This is a genomic window from Salinarimonas sp. NSM (genome assembly GCF_052380005.1).
Classification (GTDB): Bacteria; Pseudomonadota; Alphaproteobacteria; order Rhizobiales; family Beijerinckiaceae; genus Salinarimonas.
Window position 1 is genome coordinate 1 of sequence record NZ_JBQTCJ010000027.1, and the last position, 20766, is coordinate 20766.

The 20766-nt window shown below is 71.5% G+C and carries 18 protein-coding genes; 3 read left to right on the plus strand and 15 right to left on the minus strand.

From position 1 onward, the window contains the following. Positions 1-168 precede the first annotated feature (168 nt). Positions 169-666, plus strand: a complete 498-nt coding sequence (locus ACTZWW_RS11405; RefSeq protein WP_444781080.1) for a nucleoside deaminase — start codon at positions 169-171, stop codon at positions 664-666. Here ACTZWW_RS11405 and ACTZWW_RS11410 read toward each other — a convergent pair. From ACTZWW_RS11410 to ACTZWW_RS11425, 4 genes are all read right to left on the minus strand, one after another. Next, the gene (locus tag ACTZWW_RS11410) at positions 663-1277 is read right to left on the minus strand and encodes a LysE family translocator (RefSeq protein WP_444781081.1); all 615 of its coding nucleotides are present in this window, start codon (positions 1275-1277) and stop codon (positions 663-665) included. The two genes, ACTZWW_RS11405 and ACTZWW_RS11410, sit on opposite strands and share 4 nt — an antisense overlap. Before the next feature lie 25 nt (positions 1278-1302). After that, a complete protein-coding gene (locus ACTZWW_RS11415; RefSeq protein WP_444781082.1) occupies positions 1303-1929 on the minus strand; it encodes a nicotinate-nucleotide adenylyltransferase in 627 nt (208 codons plus the stop codon). After that, entirely contained in the window at positions 1926-3167 is a 1242-nt protein-coding gene (locus ACTZWW_RS11420; RefSeq protein ID WP_444781125.1) for a glutamate-5-semialdehyde dehydrogenase, read from the minus strand. Before ACTZWW_RS11420 ends, ACTZWW_RS11415 begins: the two co-directional genes overlap by 4 nt. Before the next feature lie 190 nt (positions 3168-3357). Beyond that, on the minus strand, positions 3358-4494 hold the full coding sequence (locus ACTZWW_RS11425; protein ID WP_444781083.1) for an FAD-dependent oxidoreductase: 1137 nt from the start codon (positions 4492-4494) through the stop codon (positions 3358-3360). 230 nt (positions 4495-4724) lie between these two features. Between ACTZWW_RS11425 and ACTZWW_RS11430 the strand changes: the two genes are divergently transcribed. Continuing rightward, positions 4725-5930 (plus strand): peptide ABC transporter permease, encoded by a 1206-nt coding sequence (locus tag ACTZWW_RS11430; RefSeq protein WP_444781084.1) that lies wholly within the window; start codon positions 4725-4727, stop codon positions 5928-5930. Between the two features lie 24 nt (positions 5931-5954). Here ACTZWW_RS11430 and ACTZWW_RS11435 read toward each other — a convergent pair whose 3' ends face one another. The 8 genes from ACTZWW_RS11435 to ACTZWW_RS11470 all read right to left on the minus strand — a co-directional run bounded on the left by ACTZWW_RS11435 (position 5955) and on the right by ACTZWW_RS11470 (position 15593). Further along, positions 5955-6959 (minus strand): ABC transporter ATP-binding protein, encoded by a 1005-nt coding sequence (locus tag ACTZWW_RS11435; RefSeq protein WP_444781085.1) that lies wholly within the window; start codon positions 6957-6959, stop codon positions 5955-5957. Then, positions 6956-7993, minus strand: coding sequence for an ABC transporter ATP-binding protein (locus ACTZWW_RS11440; RefSeq protein WP_444781086.1), 1038 nt, complete (start codon positions 7991-7993; stop codon positions 6956-6958). Before ACTZWW_RS11440 ends, ACTZWW_RS11435 begins: the two co-directional genes overlap by 4 nt. 110 nt (positions 7994-8103) lie before the next feature. Continuing rightward, a complete protein-coding gene (locus ACTZWW_RS11445; RefSeq protein ID WP_444781126.1) occupies positions 8104-9018 on the minus strand; it encodes an ABC transporter permease in 915 nt (304 codons plus the stop codon). Between the two features lie 104 nt (positions 9019-9122). After that, the gene (locus ACTZWW_RS11450; protein WP_444781087.1) at positions 9123-10103 is read right to left on the minus strand and encodes an ABC transporter permease; all 981 of its coding nucleotides are present in this window, start codon (positions 10101-10103) and stop codon (positions 9123-9125) included. Positions 10104-10184: 81 nt separating this feature from the next. Continuing rightward, positions 10185-11786, minus strand: coding sequence for an ABC transporter substrate-binding protein (locus ACTZWW_RS11455; RefSeq protein ID WP_444781088.1), 1602 nt, complete (start codon positions 11784-11786; stop codon positions 10185-10187). Positions 11787-11942: 156 nt separating this feature from the next. Further along, positions 11943-12917: an ABC transporter permease gene (locus ACTZWW_RS11460; protein ID WP_444781089.1), complete on the minus strand. Its 975-nt coding sequence runs from the start codon at positions 12915-12917 to the stop codon at positions 11943-11945. A 12-nt stretch (positions 12918-12929) separates the two neighbouring features. After that, entirely contained in the window at positions 12930-13910 is a 981-nt protein-coding gene (locus ACTZWW_RS11465; RefSeq protein WP_444781090.1) for an ABC transporter permease, read from the minus strand. 87 nt (positions 13911-13997) lie between these two features. Then, complete coding sequence (locus tag ACTZWW_RS11470) at positions 13998-15593, minus strand: ABC transporter substrate-binding protein (RefSeq protein WP_444781091.1); 1596 nt, start codon at positions 15591-15593, stop codon at positions 13998-14000. Between the two features lie 398 nt (positions 15594-15991). On the opposite strand from ACTZWW_RS11470, the gene ACTZWW_RS11475 reads away from it, so the two are divergent. Further along, positions 15992-17161, plus strand: coding sequence for a M20 aminoacylase family protein (locus ACTZWW_RS11475; RefSeq protein ID WP_444781092.1), 1170 nt, complete (start codon positions 15992-15994; stop codon positions 17159-17161). A gap of 82 nt (positions 17162-17243) precedes the next feature. On the opposite strand, the gene ACTZWW_RS11480 is transcribed toward ACTZWW_RS11475, so the two are convergent. From ACTZWW_RS11480 to argJ, 3 genes are all read right to left on the minus strand, one after another. Continuing rightward, entirely contained in the window at positions 17244-18893 is a 1650-nt protein-coding gene (locus tag ACTZWW_RS11480) for an electron transfer flavoprotein-ubiquinone oxidoreductase (RefSeq protein WP_444781127.1), read from the minus strand. Between the two features lie 225 nt (positions 18894-19118). Beyond that, positions 19119-19301, minus strand: coding sequence for a hypothetical protein (locus tag ACTZWW_RS11485; RefSeq protein WP_444781128.1), 183 nt, complete (start codon positions 19299-19301; stop codon positions 19119-19121). A 115-nt stretch (positions 19302-19416) separates the two neighbouring features. Next, the gene (gene argJ / locus ACTZWW_RS11490; protein WP_444781093.1) at positions 19417-20655 is read right to left on the minus strand and encodes a bifunctional glutamate N-acetyltransferase/amino-acid acetyltransferase ArgJ; all 1239 of its coding nucleotides are present in this window, start codon (positions 20653-20655) and stop codon (positions 19417-19419) included. Positions 20656-20766 lie beyond the last annotated feature (111 nt).

The following is a 20766-nucleotide window of genomic DNA, read 5'->3' on the forward strand; positions in this document are numbered from 1 at the left end:
CTTGCCGTCGCGGCGCGGGCCGGCGCCCCCCGGCTTGCCCGCCGTCGCGTCGCCGCGCGCGCCGGGACCGCGCCCCGCCTTGCCGCGTTCGCCGCTGCGCCCGCGGTCGGACCGAGGCTTCTTCGTGTCGTCTGTGGTGTTCGCCATGCGCGCCTGATAGCACTTCGCATGCGGCGACGCGAGGGCATCATGACGGCGAGGAGCGGATCGGATTCCGGCGGCGCGAAGGCCGGCTTCATGGAGCGAGCGCTCGCGGAAGCGTGCGCCGCCGCCGCCCGCGGCGAGGTGCCGATCGGCGCGGTGATCGTCAAGGACGGCACCGTCCTGGCGGTGGGCGCGAACCGCACCCGTGAGGCGAGCGATCCCACCGCCCACGCGGAGATCGTCGCGATCCGCGCCGCCTGCGCGGCCGTGGGCGACGAGCGGCTCGTCGGCTGCGACCTCTACGTCACGCTGGAGCCCTGCGCCATGTGCGCCGCCGCCATCTCCTTCGCCCGCATCCGCCGGCTGTACTACGGCGCCGCCGACCCGAAGGGCGGCGGGGTCGAGCACGGCGGGCGGTTCTACGCGCAGCCGACGTGCCACCACGCGCCGGAGGTCTATTCCGGGATCGGGGAGGTGGCGGCGGGGGAGCTGCTGCGGGGGTTCTTCAGGGAGCGGCGCTAGCGCGTCGCCACGGTCACCGCCGCCCCGGCCAGCACCGTCCCCGTCACCCGGTTGAGCACGCGCATCGCGCGGGGGCTGGTGAACAGCCGCCGGGCGCGGGCGGCGAGCACGATGTAGCCGGCGAAGACGACGCCGAGCACGGCGAGCGTCACGCCGACGAGCTCGGCGTAGCCGAGCGCCGTCACCGAGGCGACGTCGAGCACGGTGGGCAGGAGGGCGAGGTAGAACACCATCGTCTTCGGGTTGCCGAGCGTGAGCGCGAGCCCGGCGAGGAAGAGCCGCGCGGCCCCTTCCTTCGGCGCCTGCGCCGCGATCTCGCGCGCCACGACGGGCGCAGTCCACATCTTCCAGGCGAGCCACAGGAGATAGGCGGCGCCGGCGAGCTTCACGGCCACGAACACGCCGTGGAAGCTCTGCGCCAGCGCCGCGAGGCCGAAGATCGCGCAGGTGAGCCAGACCACGTCGCCGATGGCGACGCCCACGGTGAAGGCGACCGCGCCGTCGGTGCCGCGTCCCAGCACCCGCCCGACGATTGCGGCGATGCCGGGCCCCGGCGAGGCGGCGGCGACGAAGAGGATCGCGGCGAAGGCGAGGAGGGCGGCGAGGTCCATGGGGAGGCTCCGGAAACGCGGCCCTTCATACGCCGTTCGGCGTGCCTGCGCCATCGCCGCGCGATGCCGCCCGCCGCAGTGCCGTCGACGAGAGCGTCGAGCGTCGCCCGTGCAGGAAGGTCCAGGCCGGCGGTGCGGCGTTCGCCAAAGCCGCCGCCTCGCCCTCCGGCCTGCGCCCGCGGGAGAGCACCCGCGCGGCGGGGGCGACGGGTGCGGCGAGCGTCAGGCCCGGCCGGTCGATCACGGCGATCGGAACACGCGCGGCGATCTCGTCCCACGCCTGCCAGCGGTGGAAGCTGGCGAGGCTGTCGGCTCCCATGATCCAGACGAAGCGCACCCCCGGCAGCCGGCGCTGGAGGAAGCGGATCGTCTCGATCGTGTAGGGCGCGGCGAGCTCGGCCTCGAAGCCGGTGACGACGATGCGCGGGTCGCGGGCGAGCCGCCGCGCCGCCGCCATGCGCTCGGGGAGCGGTGGCAGGCCGGCGCGCTCCTTCAAGGGGTTGCCCGGCGTCACGAGCCACCAGAGCCGGTCCAGGCGCAGGCGGCGGATGGCCATGCGCCCCACGTGAAGATGGCCCGCGTGCGGCGGGTTGAAGGACCCTCCGAACAGCCCGATGCGCATGCCGGCGGCGGCCGGCGGAAGGCGGATCACGGCCGCGTCTGGCCCGTGCCGCGCACGCGGTACTTGAACGAGGTGAGCTGCTCGACGCCCACCGGCCCGCGCGCGTGCATCCGCCCGGTGGCGATGCCGATCTCCGCGCCGAAGCCGAACTCGCCGCCGTCGGCGAACTGGGTCGAGGCATTGTGCATCACGATGGCCGAATCGACCTCCGCCAGGAAGCGCTCCGCCGCCGCCGCGTCCTGCGTGAGGATCGACTCCGTGTGGCCCGACCCGTAGGTCGCGATGTGGGTCATCGCCGCCTCGATCCCGTCGACGACGCGCACGGAGATGATCGCGTCGAGATACTCCGTGCGCCAGTCCTGCTCGCTCGCCGGCTCGACCCGCGGGTCCACGGCGCGGGTGGCCTCGTCGCCGCGCACCGCGCAGCCGGCGTCGAGGAGCATCGTGACCAGGGGCGCCAAATGCGTGCCCGCGCAGGCGGCATCGACGAGCAGCGTCTCGGCCGCGCCGCAGATGCCGGTGCGTCGCAGCTTGGCGTTCTTCACGATCGCCTTCGCCATCTCGAGGTCCGCCGCCGCGTGGACGTAGACGTGGCAGATCCCCTCCAGATGCGCGAAGACCGGCACACGGGCATCCGCCTGCACCCGCGCGACGAGGCTCTTGCCGCCGCGGGGCACGAGGACGTCGATGTTCCCGTCGAGCCCGGCGAGCATCATGCCCACCGCCGCGCGGTCCTTCGTCGGCACGAGCTGGATCGCGTCCTCCGGCAGGCCGGCCTCTCTCAGCCCGCGGCGCATGGCGGCGGCGATGGCGCCCGCGCCGCGGATCGAGTCCGAGCCGGCGCGCAGGATGGCGGCGTTGCCCGCCTTGAGGCACAGCGCGCCGGCGTCCGCGGTGACGTTGGGGCGCGCCTCGAAGATCACGCCGATCACGCCGAGCGGCGTCGCCACGCGCTCGATGACGAGCCCGTTGGGCCGCTCGAAGGTCGCGAGCACCCGGCCGACGGGATCGGGCAGCGCGGCGATCGCCTCGACGGCGGCGGCGATCGCCTCGACGCGCTCGGCCGTCAGCGCCAGGCGGTCGAGGTAGGACGCCGGCTGGCCGGCGGCGCGCGCGGAGTCCACGTCCGCGGCGTTCTCGGCGAGGATCGCGGCCGTGTCGGCGCGGATCGCGGCCGCCATGGCGGCGAGCGCGGCGTCCTTGGCCGCGGCCGGCGTCACCGCGAGCGTGCGCGCGGCAGCGCGGGCGGCCCGGCCGATCTGGCGCATGATCCCCTCGAGCGGCGAGGACGCCGGCACGGCGCGCAGCGGCGCGGGCTTCGCGGCGGCGCTCTTCTCGGCGGCGGTCTGGGATGCGGTCGACACGGACATGGGCTCTCGCTCGCGAAGGTGAGGCGATACGGGGACGGCGGTCTTAGCACGGGGAGGCGCGGGAGGTCACGCGGGGCGCGGCCGCGCGCTACGCCAGCCCCTCCACGAACCGGCGGTCGATCCGGTCCTTCAGCCACCACACGGCCCGCCCTTCCAGCGCGAGGTGGCGGCCGCGCGCGGCGATGGCACGCCCGTCGGCGGTGGACATCAGCACGAGCCAGTCCTTCTGCGGCTGAAAGGGCAGGAGCGGCGCGCCGCGGGCGGCGCGCCGCAGGTTCTCGACCAGCACCGGACCCTGGCGCACGGCGAAGACGCCGGCCTTGGGGCGCGGATCGCCGACCGAGGTCGCGCAATCCCCAGCGCCGAAGATCGCGTCGTCGCCGACCGCCTGGAGGGTCGGTCGCACGGCGAGGAAGCCCTGCGCATCGGTCGCGAGGCCCGATCGCGCGATCAGCTCCGGCGCGCCGGCGCCGACCGCGACGAGCGTCGCGTCCGACGCGACCTCCCGGCCGCTCGCGAGCGTCACGGCCCGGGCCGACACGGCGCAGGCACGGTCGTTCTCGACGAGCGCGATGTCGGCGCGCGCCAGCGCCGCGCGGGCGAGGCGGCGGGCCCGGGCGTTGAGGTCGGGCAGGAGGGCGTGGGCCGTGATCAACGTCAGGCGCAGGCGCGCGGCCTCGCGCCCGGCGTCCGTCGCCTCCGTACGCAGCCGCCGTGCCAGGGCGAAGGCGAGGCACAGGCCCGCCGCGCCCCCGCCGACGATCGCGACGTCCCGCGGCCCGTCGGGCTCCCGGACCGCGGCGATCAGCCGGCCGAGCTTGGCGAGGAGGTCGCCGATGGGCTTGACCGCGATCGCGTGCGCATCCGCGCCGGCGATGGCGGAGAGGTCGGGAGTGATGCCGATGTCGAGCGACAGGAGATCGTAGGGGATCGCCGCGCCGCCGCGGATCAGCACGCGCCGCGCCGTCGCGTCGACCCGCGCCACCGCGTCCTCGACGAAGCGCCCGCCCGCGGCGGAGACGAGGCGGCGCACGTCGATGTGCATCGCCTCGCGGGAGTAGATCCCCGCGACGTGGCCCGGCAGCATGCCGGAATAGGGCGACGCCACCGCGGGCGAGATCAGCGTGACGTTGAGCCCCGGCTCGGGCCTTCGGCGCAGCGCGTCGAGCACGATCGCGTGGCTGTGCCCTCCCCCCGCCAGGACCAGGCGCGTCTTTCCCGCCATCGTTCTCCCCTGCCCGCTCTCGGTGCGCCGCCGCCGGCACGCTTCGGCGAATCCCGGCTACGAGACCTCGATTCGGCGCGCGCACCGGCGAATGTGTTGCATCCGGCGCACAGGTCCAGGCGGCGCCCGTCTGATATGGTGCGCCGATCGGCCCGAGCGTCCCCGCGAGCATCCCCCGCGCGGCGGGTGCATCGACGGCCCCTTTCTAGACCGGTCAGGCCCCCGCGACCATGGTGCGCCAGCGTTCCCCCCACAGAGACCCCGCCGCGGACGCGGCGGCGCTGCTGCGCCGCCTCGGCTTCGCCATCCTGATGATCGGGCTGCCCGTCGTCGCGCTCGTCACGCGCCGCGGCGTCGTGGTGATCGCGCCGATCGGCGTCGCGCTCCTCGCCATCGCCGCCTTCATCGACGGCGATCACCGCGGCGTCTCGGCGGGCGTGGCGTCGCTCTTCGGGCGGCTCGCTGGGATCGCCGGGCTCGTGGGGCTCGGCTGGGCGGTGCTGTCGCTCGCCTGGGCGCCCTTCGCGGGCCCGGCGGGCGAGCGGCTCGGCAACCTCGCGGCGACGCTCGCGCTCGGCGTGGCGGGCTACCTCGCGCTCCCCGTGCGGATGCGCTCGGCCAACCTCTACCCGCTGGCGATCGGCGTCGGTCTGGCGGCGCTCGTCGCCGTCGGCCTCCTCCTCGTCGAGAGCCGCCCGGCCTGGGACGAGGAGACGCTGACGCGCGACCGCGGCGTGGTGGCGCTGGCGCTCCTCGTCTGGCCGGCCGCGGCGTGGCTGCATTCGCGCGGACGCGACCTGCAGAGCGTCGCCATCGTGCTCGCGGTGGCGATCGCCACCGGCCTCGCGCCGAGCGCGCTCGCCTTCGCCGGCTTCGCCACGGGCGCAGCCGTGTACCTCGTCGCGGCCTCGCAGCCGCGGCTCGCCGCGCGCCTCGTCGCCTTCGGCGGCGGCGGGCTGATCCTCGCGGCGCCGGCGCTCGCGCTCGCGCTCGCCCCGCTCGAGCCGGGGCTCGCCGCCTGGCGCGGCATGATCCTGGCCGAGCCGATCCGGCTCGTGACCGGCTTCGGCTTCGAGACGGCGCTGCGGGGCGCGAGCGTCGGCCTCGTCCCGGCGGCCGCGCCGGCGACGTTCCTGTTCGAGGTCTGGGTCGATCTCGGCCTCGTCGGCGCGGCCGCCCTGGCGACGGCGGTCGCCGCCGCAGCGCTCGGCACGACCCGCATCCACGCCGCCGTCGCGCCGGGCGCGCTGGCCGCGCTCTCCGCGGGCCTGGCGATGCTCGTCGTCGGCGCGAGCTACACGCAGATGTGGTTCGTCACGAGCGCGATGGCGGCCGCCCTGCTCTTCGCGGCGGTGGAGCGCGGCCAGTTCCGCACCCAGCGCCCGAAGGCGATCCTGGGGGCGATCCTGGGGCGGGGGAAGCAGACGGCCGAATAGGACCGTCGCCGCGCTCCCCTCCCCTCACGCCGCGTCCTTCACCGCGAGCCTGCCCTCGTGCACCGCGTGGCAGGCGACGCCGCCGGCGAGCGGGGGGCGCTCGGCGAGGCAGCGCTCGTTCGCCCAGGGGCAGCGCGGGTTGAAGGTGCAGCCGCTGGGCGGGTTGATCGGGTTGGGGATCTCGCCGGCGACCGGCGCGCGATCCTGACCGGACATGGCGAGGTCCGGCACCGCGTCGAGCAGCATGCGCGTGTAGGGGTGCTTGGGATTCGTGAACATCTCGCGCCCGCCGGAGATCTCCACGATCCGGCCGAGATACATCACGCCGATCTTCGTCGCCATGTGCCGCACGACGGCGAGGTTGTGGGAGATGAACAGGTAGGTGAGCCCGAACTTGTCCTGCAGGTCGCGCATCAGGTTCAGGATCTGCGCCTGGACCGAGACGTCGAGCGCCGACGTCGGCTCGTCGCAGACCAGGAACTCGGCGTTCGAGGCGAGCGCCCGGGCGATCGCCACGCGCTGGCGCTGGCCGCCGGAGAACTCGTGCGGGTACTTGACGCCGTCGTCGGGATGCAGGCCGACCAGCGTGAGCAGCTCGCCCACCCGCGCGCGGATGTCCGCCTCGCCTTCGACCAGGCGGAAGGCACGGATCGGCTCGGCGACGATGCGATCGACCCGCCAGCGCGGGTTCAGCGAGGCGTAGGGGTCCTGGAACACCATCTGGATGCGGCGGCGCAGCCGCTGGCGCTCGACCTCGGCCTTGCGGTCCGACATCGAGACGCCGTCGATCGTCACCTCGCCGCCGGACGGCGGCAGGAGCCCGACGACCATGCGCGCGACCGTCGACTTGCCGGAGCCCGACTCGCCCACGAGCGCGAAGGTCTCGCCCTTCGGGATGTCGAAGGAGACGCCGTCGACGGCCTTGAGATACTGCTTCTGACCGCCCTCCAGCACCCGGTTGAGCCACGGCTTGGAGACGTCGAACGAGCGCGAGAGATCGCTCACGCGCACATAGGGCTGTGTCGTCACGCCGTGGCCTCCTCGTGCTTCTCGGCGGCGGCGAGGGTGCGGCCCTCGCCGAGGAAATGCGGCCCGGAGGCCGGATCGTAGAGATGGCAGGCGACCTTGTGCCCGCGCCAGGGCAGCGGATCGGGCCTGTCGACGGTGCAGCGCCCGAACCGGTAGCCGCAGCGTGGGTTGAAGGCGCAGCCCGGCGGGATGCGGGTGAGCCGTGGCATGGAGCCGGGGATCTGGACGAGCCGCGCCTCCTCGCCGGCCAGCGTCGGGATCGCGCCCATCAGGCCCTCGGCATAGGGGTGGAGCGGGTTGCGCACCACGTCGTGCACGGGGCCGATCTCGGCGACGCGCCCGGCATACATCACCGCCACACGATCCGCCGTCTCGGCGATGACGCCCATGTCGTGGGTGACGAGCATGATCGCCGTGCCGTGCTCGCGCCCCAGCCGCTTCAGGAGCGTGATGATCTGCGCCTGGACCGAGACGTCGAGCGCGGTCGTCGGCTCGTCGGCGATGATCAGCTCGGGCTCGGCGCACAGGGCGAGCGCGATGACGACGCGCTGGCGCATGCCGCCGGAGAACTCGTGCGGGTAGCTGTCGATGCGCTTCTCGGGCGCGGGGATGCCGACCTCCGTCAGCAGGTCGATGGCCCGCTGGCGCGCCTGCGCGGGGGAGAGGTCGGTGTGGGTGAGGATCGTCTCGATCAGCTGCTCGGAGATCTTGTAGAGCGGGTTGAGCGAGGTCAGCGGGTCCTGGAAGATCATGCCGATGCGCTTGCCGCGCACCTTGCGCATCTCCTCGGGCGGCAGGTTGTCGATCCGCTGGCCCGAGAGGAGGATCTCGCCCCCGGCGATGCGCCCGGGCGGGTCGATGAGCCCGATGACGGCGGAGCCGGTCACCGACTTTCCGGCGCCCGACTCGCCCACGACGCCGAGCACCTCGCCCTTGGCGATGTCGAAGGACACGCCGTCGATGGCATTGAGAATGCCGCGGCGGGTGTGGAACTCGACCCGGAGGTCGCGGACGGAGAGGACGGGGTCGGTCATCGGTTCGAGGCTCGCGGGGTCGAGATCGAGAGAACGGCTCTCTGTTTCATGAGGCTATTTCGCATCGGGATTGCTCGCATGGGATCGCGATCGCGCATGCGGTCGCCATCTCACCTCAGCTTCGGATTGAGCGCATCGCGCAGCCAATCCCCCAGCAGGTTGATGGAGAGCGCCAGCAGCACCAGCGCCAGTCCCGGGAAGAACAGGATCCACCACTCGCCCGAGAACAGGAACTGCTGGCCGCTGCGGATCAGGGTGCCCAGCGAGGGCTGGGTCGGCGGCATGCCGGCACCGAGGAAGGAGAGCGTCGCCTCCTCGATGATGGCGAGCGCGAGGTTGATGGTCGCGATCACCAGCACCGGCCCGGTGACGTTGGGCAGGACGTGCTTGACCATCACCACGAAGGGCTTGAGGCCGATCAGCCGGGCCGCGTCCACATAGACCTTGGACTTCTCCACGAGCGTCGTCGCGCGCACCGTGCGGGCGTACTGCGCCCAGTTGGAGATGCCGATGGCGAAGATCAGCACGAACAACGTCGCCTGCTCCTGCTGCGCCGGCGGGATGACGCCGCGCGCGATGCCGAAGACGAGGAGCGCGATCAGGATCGCGGGAAAGGACAGCTGCACGTCGGCGACGCGCATGATCACCGCCTCCGTGCGCCCGCCGAGATAGCCGGCCAGGAGCCCGAGCGTCACGCCCACCGTGAGCGAGAACGCGACCGAGGCGAGGCCCACGATGAGCGACACCCGCGCGCCGTGCAGCACGGCGGAGTACATGTCGCGCCCCTGCGGGTCGGTACCGAACATGTAGACGTTGCCGGTGAAGGCATTGGGCTCACCGGGCGGCGTGAAGCCGTCCATCATGTTCAGGCTCGCCGGGTCGAACGGGTCCTGCGGCGTGATCCACGGCGCCAGCACGGCCGCGATGATCATCACCAGGGCGACGACCGCCGAGACCATCGTCACGGGCGAGCGCCGGAAGGAGAAGGCGATGTCCGAATCCCAGGCGCGTGCGAGCACGCCCATCCGGGCCGCGGGCGTGGCGATGACGTCGCCGGTAATCGGGCCGTGCGCGCCGTCCACCACCGGCCGGGCGCGATCCGTGATCTCCTCGGGCATGGGCCGGTCCCTCACTTGGCGAGCGCCCGCCCGCCGCGCAGGCGCGGGTCGAGCAGGACGTAGGTGATGTCGACGAGGAGGTTCATGGTGACGAAGACCGTCGCGACGAAGACGAGGTAGGCGGCCATCACCGGCACGTCGGCGAACTGCACCGCCTGGACGAAGAGCGAGCCGAGCCCCGGCCACTGGAACACCGTCTCGGTGACGATCGCGAAGGCGATGATCGAGCCGAGCTGGAGACCGGCGATGGTGACGACCGGGATCAGCGTGTTGCGCAGCGCGTGGCGGTACTCGATGGTCCGCTCCGGAATGCCGCGGGCGCGGGCGAAGCGGATGAAGTCCGCGCGCATGACCTCGAGCATCTCGGAGCGCACGAGCCGCATGATCAGGGTCAGCTGGAAGAAGCCGAGCGTCAGCACCGGCAGGACGAGGGATTTCAGCCCCGATTCGGTGAGCAGGCCGGTCGTCCACCATCCGATGGCCACGGTCTGTCCGCGCCCGAAGGACGGCAGCCAGCGCAACTCCACGGCGAAAACGTAGATCAGCCCGATGCCGATGAGGAAGGTCGGCAGCGACACGCCGATCAGCGAGACCGTCATCACCGTGTTGGCGAGGAAGCCGTCGCGTCGGATCGCGGCGTAGACGCCGAGCGCCACGCCGACCCCCGTCGCGAACAGCGCGGACAGGACGGCGAGCTCGACCGTCGCGGGCAGGCGCTCGCGCATGAGCTCCGACACCGGGCGGGCCTGGCGGTAGGAGATGCCGAAGTCCCCCTGCACCGCGTTGCCGACGAATATGGCGAACTGCACCGGGAACGGCCGCTCGAGGCCGAGCCGCTCGCGCAGCTCCTGGCGGTCCTGCAGCGTCGCCTCCTGCCCCACCATGTTGGCGACGGGGTCGCCGACGAAGCGGAACATCGAGAAGGCGATGAAGGCGACGACGAGAAGCACGAGCACGCCTTGTGCCATGCTCCGGAGAATGTAGGCGATCATCGATCCGCCGTTGTCACGAGGGCGAGCGTCGGGAGGCGGCGCACGCCGCCTCCCGACCGAGTTGCGTCGATCGGGCCGAGATCACTCGGCCATCTCGATGTACTTCATCTTCGGCTGGTTCTCGGCATCCACCGGGATGTCCACGCTCTCGCGCATCGCGTAGGAGAGCATCTGGGTGTGGACCGGGATGTAGACCGTGTCCGCCTTCACCTGCTCCCAGATCTCCGCGATCGTGGCGTCGCGCGCGGCGATGTCGGTCTCGGATGCGAGCGACTTGATCATCTCGTCCACCTCCGGGTTCGAGTAGCCCGTGGGGTTCCAGGTACCGAGGCTCTCGCCGTCGCGGGTGTGGTACAGGAACGAGAAGATGTACTCCGAGTCGAAGGTCGGCACGCCCCAGCCCACCAGGTAGAGATCCGTCTCCGGCGGCTCGCGCTGGATGAGCGGGAAGTGCAGCGAGCGCGACTGCGAGACGAGGTTGACGTCGATGCCGATCTGGCCGAGCGCGTTGACGGCGGCCTGGCAGATCGCCTCGTCGTTGAGGTAGCGATCGTTGGGGCAGTGCATCGTCGCCGTGAAGCCGTCGCCGTAGCCCGCCTCCTCCATCAGCGCACGGGCGGCGGCGACGTCGGGCTGCGGGTAGGCGTTGAGCTCCTCCGTCCAGCCGTTGACGAAGGGCGGCGAGATGATGCCGGCGGGCATGGCCTGGCCGCGCATCACCACCTGCGCGATGCCCTCGCGGTTGATCGCCATGTTCATGGCCTCGCGCACGCGCAGGTCGGCGAAGGGGTTGGCGCCCTCCACGTCGTCCGTGTCGAGGTCGTCGGAACCCACGTCCATGCCGAAGAAGATCACCCGGTTCTCGACGCCGAGGTTGACCCGGATGCCCGGCTCGTTGGAGAGGCGCTCGATGTCCTGCACCGGCACGTCCTGCACGAAGTCGACCTCGCCGGACAGGAGCGCCGCGACGCGCGTCGCAGCCTCGCTGATGGGCGTGTAGACGATCTCGGCCGGCCCGACGGGGAACTGGTCGATGCCCCAGTAATCGTCGTTGCGGCGCAGGACGGTGCGGACCTCGGCCTCGCGCGAGACGAGCACGTAGGGGCCGGTCCCGTTGGTGTTGCGGACGGCGAAGGTCTCCTCGCCGGCGGCGAAATCCTGCGGCTCGACGACCGCGTTCTCGACCGACCACTCCTCGTCCATGATGAACGTGTTGGTGAGGTTGTTCGGCAGGAGCGGGTTCGGGCCCGAGGAGACGATGCGGACCGTGTAGTCGTCGATCTTCTCCGCGCCGGTCACCGTCGAGTGCAGGCCCTTCATGTCGGACGTCGGCGAGGTGGCGCGCTCGATCGAGAACACCACGTCGTCGGCGGTGAAGGGATTGCCGTTGTGGAAGGTGACGCCCTCGCGCAGATCGAAGATCCAGGCGTTCTCGTTCTCGGGGTCGATGCGCCAGTCGGTCGCGAGGACGCCGATCATCTCGCCCGCCTGGTCGCGGCCGACGAGCGTCTCGTAGATGTGGTGGTTGAGGGCGTGCGTCGGCCCCTCGTTCTGCGCGTGCGGGTCCATCGTGAGCGCGTCGCCGACGCGCGCCCAGCGCAGGGTCTGGGCGTCGGCGGAGGCCGCGGTGAGGAAGGTCGCGCCGAGGAGTACGGCGGCGAGGGTGGTGCGGGTGGCTGACATCGTCCTCTCCTGGTGGTGGCCCGGCGCGTTCTTTCCCGCGCGCCGCGACCGATGGCGCGGATCATAGAAGGCCCGTTGTCGCGTTGTCACGGGCACTTGGAGCAAATGGCCGGGGAATTCGGCGAGGGGACGTCGCGCACCCGACGCAACGCGCGTTCATCGCAGCTTCGGATTGAGCGCGTCTCGCAGCCAGTCCCCCAGCAGGTTGATGGCGAGCACGAGCGCGGCGAGCGCGATGCCGGGGAACGCGACGATCCACCACTCGCCCGAGAAGAGGTAGTTGTTCCCGATCCGGATCAGCGTGCCCAGCGAGGGCATCGTCTCGGGCATGCCCGAGCCGAGGAAGGAGAGCGTCGCCTCGGTGATCACCGCGAGCGCGAGGTTGATCGTCGCGATCACGAGCACCGGCCCCGTGACGTTGGGCAGGACGTGGCGCGCCATGATCACCGGCGCGGGCAGGCCGATGAGCTTGGCGGCGGCGATGTAGTCCTTGTTCTTCTCCACCATCACCGATCCGCGCACGGTGCGGGCGTACTGCACCCAGAAGGAGAAGCCGATGGCGAGGACGAGCACGACGAGGATCGTGCCCTCGTCGAGCTGGCCGCCCAGCACCGACTTCGCCACACCGTCGACGAGGAGCGCGATCAGGATCGCGGGGAAGGTGAGCTGCACGTCGGCGATGCGCATCACCACGGTATCGACGATGCCGCCGAGATAGCCCGCGAGCAGGCCGAGCGTGATGCCGATGCCGGCGGCGAGGATCACCCCGAGGAAGCCGACGAGGAGCGAGATCCGCAGCCCGTAGGCGATGGCCGAGAACATGTCCCGCCCCTGCTCGTCGGTGCCGAGCAGGTAGGGCGCCGTGCCCATGTCCGCCCAGATCGGCGGGAGGCGCGAGTTGAGGAGGTCGAGCTGGGCGGGGTCGAAGGGGTTCTGCGGCGCGATCGCGCCTGCGAAGACGGCGAGCAGGAAGAAGGCGAGCGTGACGACGGCGGCGACGATCGTGAGCTTCGAGCGCACGAAGCTCGCCACGAGATCGCTGTCGAGCGCCCGGACGAGGAGCGACGGCTGCCTGTCGATCGCGGCCTTCTCCTCGGTCTCGAGGCTGGAGGCGGGGGTGGGGTTGCGCATCCTGTCCGCTCCTCAGGTCGGGGCGCGCAGGGAGCTGCGCAGGCGCGGGTCGACGACCGTGTAGAGGATGTCGACGACGAGGTTGATGACGACGAAGATCGCGCCGACGAACATCAGGTACGCGGCCATGATGGGGATGTCGACGTTCTGCACGGCCTGGACGAAGAGCAGCCCCATGCCCGGCCATTGAAACACGGTCTCGGTGATGATCGCGAAAGCGATGACCGAGCCGAACTGCAGGCCGGCGACCGTGATTACCGGCACGAGCGTGTTCTTCAGCGCGTGGCCGAAGTTGATGGCCCGGCTCGTCAGGCCCCGCGCCCGGGCGAAGCGGATGTAGTCGGTGCGCAGCACCTCGAGCATCTCGGCCCGGACGAGGCGCATGATCAGCGTCATCTGGAAGAGGCCGAGCGTGATCGCCGGCATGACGATCGCCGCCCAGCCGGAGGGCGTCAGCAGCCCGGTCGTCCACCAGCCGAGATCGACGACGGCGCCGCGGCCGAAGGAGGGCAGCCAGCCGAGCGACACCGAGAAGACGTAGATCAGGAGAATGCCGATGAGGAAGGTCGGCAGCGAGATGCCGACGAGCGACACCGCCTGGAACAGCTTGGCGAGCACGGTGTCACGCCGCAGCGCGGAATAGACCCCCATCAGGATGCCGACCACGAGCGCGAAGATCGTCGCCACGATGGCGAGCTCGAGCGTCGCCGGCGCACGCGAGGCGAGGAGGTCCGAAACCGGCTGGCGGAACTGGTAGGAAATGCCGAAGTCGAACTGCGCAGCCTTCACGACGTAGCGGGCGAACTGCATCGCCACGGGGTCGTCGAGGCCGAGGGACTGGCGGATCTGCTCGCGCTCCGCCGCCGGCGTGTCGATGCCCACGAGCTGGTTCACGGGGTCGCCCGCGAAGCGGAACATCGAGAAGGCGATCAGCCCCACGGCGACGAGAACGCCGATCGCCTGGAGCGCGCGGCGGATGATGAAGGCGATCATGGCTGGACCGGCTCGAGATGCATGGCACGAAAAGGACGGGCGGCGGAGGAGGGTCGCTCCGCCGCCGCCCTTCGTGGGACCGGGCGATCACTCGCCCTTGCGGGCCCAGTACAGCAGCACCTGATTGTCGGCGCGCTGCACGAGCTCGACGCCGTCCGCCACGCCCCAGGCGAGCGCCTGCTGGTGCAGCGGGATGTAGGCGAACTCGCCCGTCGTGATCTCGTAGGCCTGCTTGATCAGCGCGTTGCGCGTCTCCTCGTCGGTCTCGACGAGGATCTGCTCGATCAGCGCGTCGACCTCCTCGTTGCAGTAGCCGCCGAGATTGGTCTCGCCGCGGGGCGAGCCCTCGGTGCGGCAGCCGTGCAGGTCGTTGAGGACGTTGTGCGAATCGAAGCTGCTCGGCGTCCAGCCCAGAAGGTAGAACGAGGTGTCGTAGCCGCCCGACTTCAGCACCTTGGCGAAGTACTGCGCCTTGGGCTGGGCGTTGAGGTTCACCGTCACGCCGACGCGCGCGAGCATCGAGACCGCCGCCTGGCAGATCGCCTCGTCGTTGACGTAGCGGTCGTTCGGGCAGTCCATCCCGACCTCGAAGCCGTCCGGGTAGCCGGCCTCGGCGAGAAGCGCGCGGGCGCGCTCGGGATCGTAGGCCGTGCGCTCGAAATCGCCCGAGTGCACGAAGAGCTCCGGCGCGATCATCAGGGCGGACGGTGTCGACAGGCCGCGCATCACGCGGTCGCGGATCAAGTTCGCGTCGATGGCGCGCATGAAGGCCTCGCGCACGCGCGGGTCCTTGAAGGGGTTCTCGCCCTCGACGTTGGAGTAGAGGAGCTCGTCACGCTCCTGGTCGAAGCCGAGGAAGATCGTGCGCAGCTCAGGTCCGGTGAGCACGTCGGCACGGTCCGAGGCGCGTACGCGCTCGATGTCCTGGATCGGCACCGGCTCGATCACGTCGACCTCGCCGGAGAGCAGCGCGGCGACGCGGGTCGCGTCCGAGGAGATCGGCGTGAACACGATCTCGTCGAGATTGTGCTGGGGCTCGCCCCACCAATCCTCGTTGGCCGTGAACACCGTACGCACGCCCGGCTGGTGCATGCTCACCGAGAAGGGGCCCGTGCCGTTGGCGTTGAGCGCGGCGTAGCTCGGCGTCTCCGCCGAGGCGGGCGTCGGCATCTCGATGCCGTGCTCGACCGCCCATTCCTGGTCCATGATGTACCAGGTGTCCCATTGCGCGTTCAGGATCGGGTTGGGCGTCTGCAGCACGACGTCGACGGTGTGATCGTCCACCTTCACGAACTCGGCGTCCGCCGGGACGCGCGTCTGGAAGTTCGAGCCCGTGGCGCGCACGCGCTCGGCGGAGAAGATCACGTCGTCGGCGGTGAAGGGGTTGCCGTTCTGGAAGGTGACGCCCTGGCGCAGGTTGAAGCGCCAGCGCTTTCCGTCGTCGAGGATCTCCCAGCTCTCCGCCAGGCCCGGCTCGATCGCGAGATCCGGGCCGCGCTTGGTCAAGCCCTCGTAGACGTGGCCGAGATGGGCGTTCGCCGTCGTCTCGTTCAGCGTGTAGGGGTCGAGCGACTTGAGATCGCCCTGGTTGGCGTAGCGCAGCGTGACGGCCGACGCCGAGAGCGCCGTCGCGCACAGCAGCGCGGCGGACGTCACGGCCAGGAGCGAGGTGCGATGTGTCATGAGCGGTCGTTCTCCACTGGAGCGGACCCGTCTGGCGCGGGCCTCGGAGGGCGTGCCCGGCCCCGAGATCGGCGCCGGCTCGGGCGCATCCTAGTGCGCCGCTCGCGCCGCGGTCCAGAGCGGGCGTGCGGGCGTCCCCGGCCGAGAGGGCGATGCGCGAGGCCTGCTGCCGTCGCGGATCGGGCGCGAATCGCGGGCTTGCACAGTCGGCTTGTGCAATCACGCACGTACGTGACCCACTCGCACGAGACGATGTGCAGGATCGCCCAGCGCGAACGCGGCCATTGCGCCGATTGACCGGGGGAGAGCCTGTCTGCTTGTGTCGCACCTGATCCGTCGTCGTTCGTCCACGCCCGCCCGGCGTGCACGGCGTCGGCCCCGCACCGAGGAACGATCCCATGCCCGTGATCAACCGCGTCGCCGAGATGGCCGACGAGATCGGCGTCTGGCGCCGCGACTTCCACGAGAACCCGGAACTGCTGTTCGACGTCCACCGGACGGCCGGCATCGTCGCGCAGAAGTGCCGCGAGTTCGGCTGCGACGAGGTGGTGGAGGGGATCGGCCGCACCGGCGTCGTCGCGGTGATCAAGGGCCGCGCGACGGGGAGCGGCCGGGTCATCGGCATCCGGGCGGACATGGACGCCCTGCCGATCGACGAGGCCACCGGCCTGCCGCACGCCTCGAAGACCCCCGGCAAGATGCACGCCTGCGGCCACGACGGCCACACCGCCATGCTGCTCGGCGCCGCGAGGTACCTCGCCGAGACGCGTAACTTCGACGGCACCGCCGTGATGATCTTCCAGCCGGCGGAGGAAGGCGGTGGCGGCGGCGACGCCATGGTCAAGGACGGCCTGATGGAGCGCTTCGGCGTCCAGAAGGTCTACGGCCTGCACAACATGCCGGGCATCCCCGTCGGCGCCTTCGCGCTGCGCCCGGGCCCGCTGATGGCGGCGGCCGACCATTTCGACATCCACGTCGAGGGCAAGGGCGGCCACGCGGCGCGCCCGCACGAGTGCGTCGACACCGCGCTCGTGGTCTCCCAGCTCGTCACGGCGCTCCAGGCCATCGTCGCGCGCAACGTCGACCCCCTGAAGAGCGCGGTGATCTCGATCTGCATGATCCGCACGGGCGACACCTACAACGTCATCCCGCAGACGGCGCATCTCAAGGGCACGACCCGCACGCTCGACGAGGACGTGCGCGATCTGTGCGAGGCGCGCATCCGCCAGGTGGTGGAAAGCGTCTGCGCGGCGCATGGCGCCACCGGCCGCGTCGACTATCGCCGCGGCTATCCCGTGACGAGCAACGATGCCGAGGAGGCCGAATTCCTCGGCCGCGTCGCCGAGGCGATCGGCGGCGAGCGCTCCGTCGACTGGACGGTCGCGCCGCAAATGGGTGCGGAGGATTTCTCCTACATGCTGCTGAGCCGGCCGGGCGCCTACATCTTCATGGGCAACGGCGACACCGCCGGCGTCCATCACCCGGCCTACGACTTCAACGATGCGGCTATTCCGTACGGCGTCTCGCTGTGGGCCAAGCTCGTCGAGACGGCGATGCCGGCCTCCTGAGGCGCAGGTCGCGCGTCGGCACGAGCGGCGACGACGGCGGATATCCATCCCGCCGTCGTCGAGCAGCGCCTCGCGCGCCACCTCACATGTTCGGGTAGACCGGCCCGCCGCCGCCCTCCGGCGTCACCCATTGGATGTTCTGCGTCGGGTCCTTGATGTCGCAGGTCTTGCAGTGGACGCAGTTCTGGGCGTTGATGACGAACTTCGGGTCCGTCCTCGCGTCGGGATCGGCATAGACGATCTCGTAGACGCCCGCCGGGCAGTAGAGCCGCGCCGGCTCACCGTATTTCGGCAGGTTGTGCTCGACCGGAACCTTCGGGTCCAGCAGCACGAGATGGCTCGGCTGGTCCTCCTCGTGGTTCGTGTTCGACAGGAACACGGAGGAGAGCTTGTCGAAGGTGAGCACGCCGTCGGGCCTGGGGTAGCTCTTCGGCTTCACCTCCGAGAGCGGCTTCAGGCACTCGTGGTCGGGCTTGCCGTGGGGCAGCGTGCCGAAGAAGGACGAGCCCATGATCTGGTGCGTCCACATGTCGAGCCCGCCGAGCGCGACGCCGAGCGCCGTCCCGTACCGCGACCACATCGGCTTGACGTTGCGCACGCGGTAGAGGTCCTCGCCCACCGCGGAGGCGCGCCAGGCCTCCTCGTAGGAGGCGACCTCGTCATGGCCGCGTCCCGCCTGCACCGCCTCGAAGACGTGGTCGGCGCACAGGATGCCCGACAGCATGGCGTTGTGGGAGCCCTTGATTCGCGGCACGTTGACGAACCCGCCCGCGTCCCCGACGAGGCAGCCGCCGGGGAAGGAGAGCTTCGGCACCGACTGCCAGCCGCCCTCGACGATGGCCCGCGCGCCGTAGGCGATGCGCTTGGCGCCCTCGAAGGTCTCGGCGATGATCGGATGCGTCTTGAAGCGCTGCATCTCGTCGAAGGGCGACAGCGTCGGGTTCTCGTAGTTGAGGTGCACGACGAATCCCACCGAGACGAGGTTCTCGCCGTAGTGATACAGCCAGGAGCCGCCGCCGGTGCGGTTGTCGAGCGGCCAGCCGAAGGAGTGCTGCACGAGGCCCGCGCGGTGCCTCTCGGGCTGGACCTCCCAGAGCTCCTTCACCCCGATGCCGTACTTCTGCGGCTCGCGGCCCTCCATCAGGCCGTAGCGGGCGATCATCTGCTTGGCGAGGTTGCCGCGCGCACCCTCGGCGAAGACCGTGTACTTCGCGCGCAGCTCCATGCCGCGGGTGTAGCTCGGCCCGGGCTCCCCGTCGCGGCCGATGCCGAGGTCGCCGGTGGCGACGCCGACCACCTTGCCGTCCTCGACCAGCACCTCCGAGGCGGCGAAGCCCGGGTAGATCTCGACGCCGAGCGCCTCCGCGCGCGGGGCGAGCCAGCGGCAGACCCGGCCGAGCGAGCCGATGAAGTTGCCGTGGTTCGACATCAGGGAGGGCATGAACAGGTTCGGCAGCCGCACGCCGCCGGCGGGGCCGAGGAACAGGAACTCGTCCTTCGTCACCTCGGTGTCGAGGGGCCGCTCGGGATCGTCGCGCCAGCCCGGCACCAGGGCGTCGAGCCCCGACGGGTCGACGACCGCGCCCGAGAGGATGTGCGCGCCGACCTCCGCGCCCTTCTCGACCACGACGACGGAGACCTCGGCCCCGGCTTCCGCCGCGCGCTGCTTGAGCCGCATGGCGGTCGCGAGCCCGGCGGGGCCGGCGCCGACCACGACGACGTCGAAATCCATCGCCTCGCGCGGGGGGAGGTTCTCCGCCGTCTCCTCGGCCGCGGTCTTCGGGGCGTCGTTCTCGCTCACGCGTTCACTCCCTCGGCTGGCGCATCGGTCCCGGCGCGCGCACGGGTGGCCCGGGCCGGCGATGCGAAGCATGGCTGCACCAGGATGAGAACGGCGCACGGGCGGCCCGGTTCAGATACGAACCTTTCGAGCCCGGAGCAAGCGTGCGGGGAGGCGTCAGCCCGTGACGGGCTCGATCTCGACGGCCTTCTTCCAGAAGCCCCACATGAGGTAGAGGCCGAGCACGCTGAACAGCGCCATCAGCACGTAGCTCACCGTGTCGCCGAGCTCGAACAGCCCCGCGATGGCCCATCCGGCGGCGAGCGCGACGCCGAACACCTCGACGCCGACGAGGATCATCACCGAGACGACGGTGAGGAGATTGCGGGAACTGGTCTTGGTGGCCAAGGCGGGATCTCCGGGCGGCGCTTCGCGCTCGTGTTTGGCGCAAAGCGCCGCGGCGCGCAAGCGCGGCTCAGGAGCGGTAGTCGCCGTTGATCTCGACGTAGGCCTTGGTCAGGTCGCATGTCCACACCCGCGCCGCCCCATCGCCGAGGCCGAGGGCGACCGCGATCTCGATGTCGGGGCGGCGCATCGCCGCGGAGGCGGCCTCCTCGGAATAATCCGGGTCGCGCGCGCCCTCCCGGGCGACCCGCACGCCGTTGAAGGCGATCGAGAGCCGGTCGCGGTCCGCCGGCTCGCCGGCCTTGCCGACGGCCATCACGACGCGCCCCCAGTTCGCGTCCTCGCCGGCGATCGCGGTCTTCACGAGCGGCGAGTTGGCGATGGAGAAGGCGATGCGCCTCGCCGAGGCGTCGTCCACCGCGCCCGAAACCCGCACCGTCACGAACTTGCGCGCGCCCTCGCCGTCCTTGGCGACGAGCTGGGCGAGCTCGACGAGCAGGTCCTCCAGCGCCGCGCCGAGGACGGCCGCGCGCGGGTCGTCCGCCGACGCGATCGGCGCCATCGGCGCCTTTCCCGTGGCGAAGGCGATGAGCGTGTCGGAGGTCGAGGTGTCGCCGTCCACCGTGACGCAGTTGAACGAGCGCTCCGTCGCCGCCGCGAGCAGCGCCTGGAGCACGGGGGCGGCGATTGCCGCGTCGGTGAAGGCGAAGGCGAGCATCGTCGCCATGTCGGGCTGGATCATGCCCGCGCCCTTGGCGATGGCGTTGAGCGTCACCGGCACGCCGTCGAGCACGACCGTGCGGGTCGCGAGCTTGGGGAAGGTGTCGGTGGTCATGATCGCCCGCGCCGCCGCCTCCCAGGCGGCCGCGCCGCCCTCGGCACGCGCGACGCACTCGGGCAGCACGCCCTCGAACTTCTCCGCGTCGAGGGGCTCGCCGATCACGCCCGTCGAGGCCACGAACACCTCGGCGGGCGCGCAGCCGGCGGCGCGCGCGGCGATCTGGGCCGAGAGCGCCACCGCGTCCGCGCCCTTGCGGCCGGTGAAGGCGTTGGCATTGCCGGAATTGACGAGGAGCACCCGCGCCGCCCCGCCCGCGAGGTTCGCGCGGCACCAGTCGACCGGGGCGGAAGGGCACTTCGAGCGGGTGAACACGCCCGCCACCGCGGTGCCGGCGTCGAGCCCGACCCAGAGCACGTCCGTGCGGCCGCGGTAGCGGATGCCCGCCGCGGCGGTCGCGAGGCGCACGCCCGCGAGCTCGGGCAGCGTCGGGAGTGTCGCGGGGGCGAGGGGGGAGACGGGCGTGGCCATGGCGCGGATCCGGTGGTCGAGCGGGGACGGCGCGCTTCTAGCGCACCCGCCGCCGCCGCGCGAGGGGAAAGCGGCGCGTCCCGTCCGGGGATCGCGCCACCGTTCGCCCTC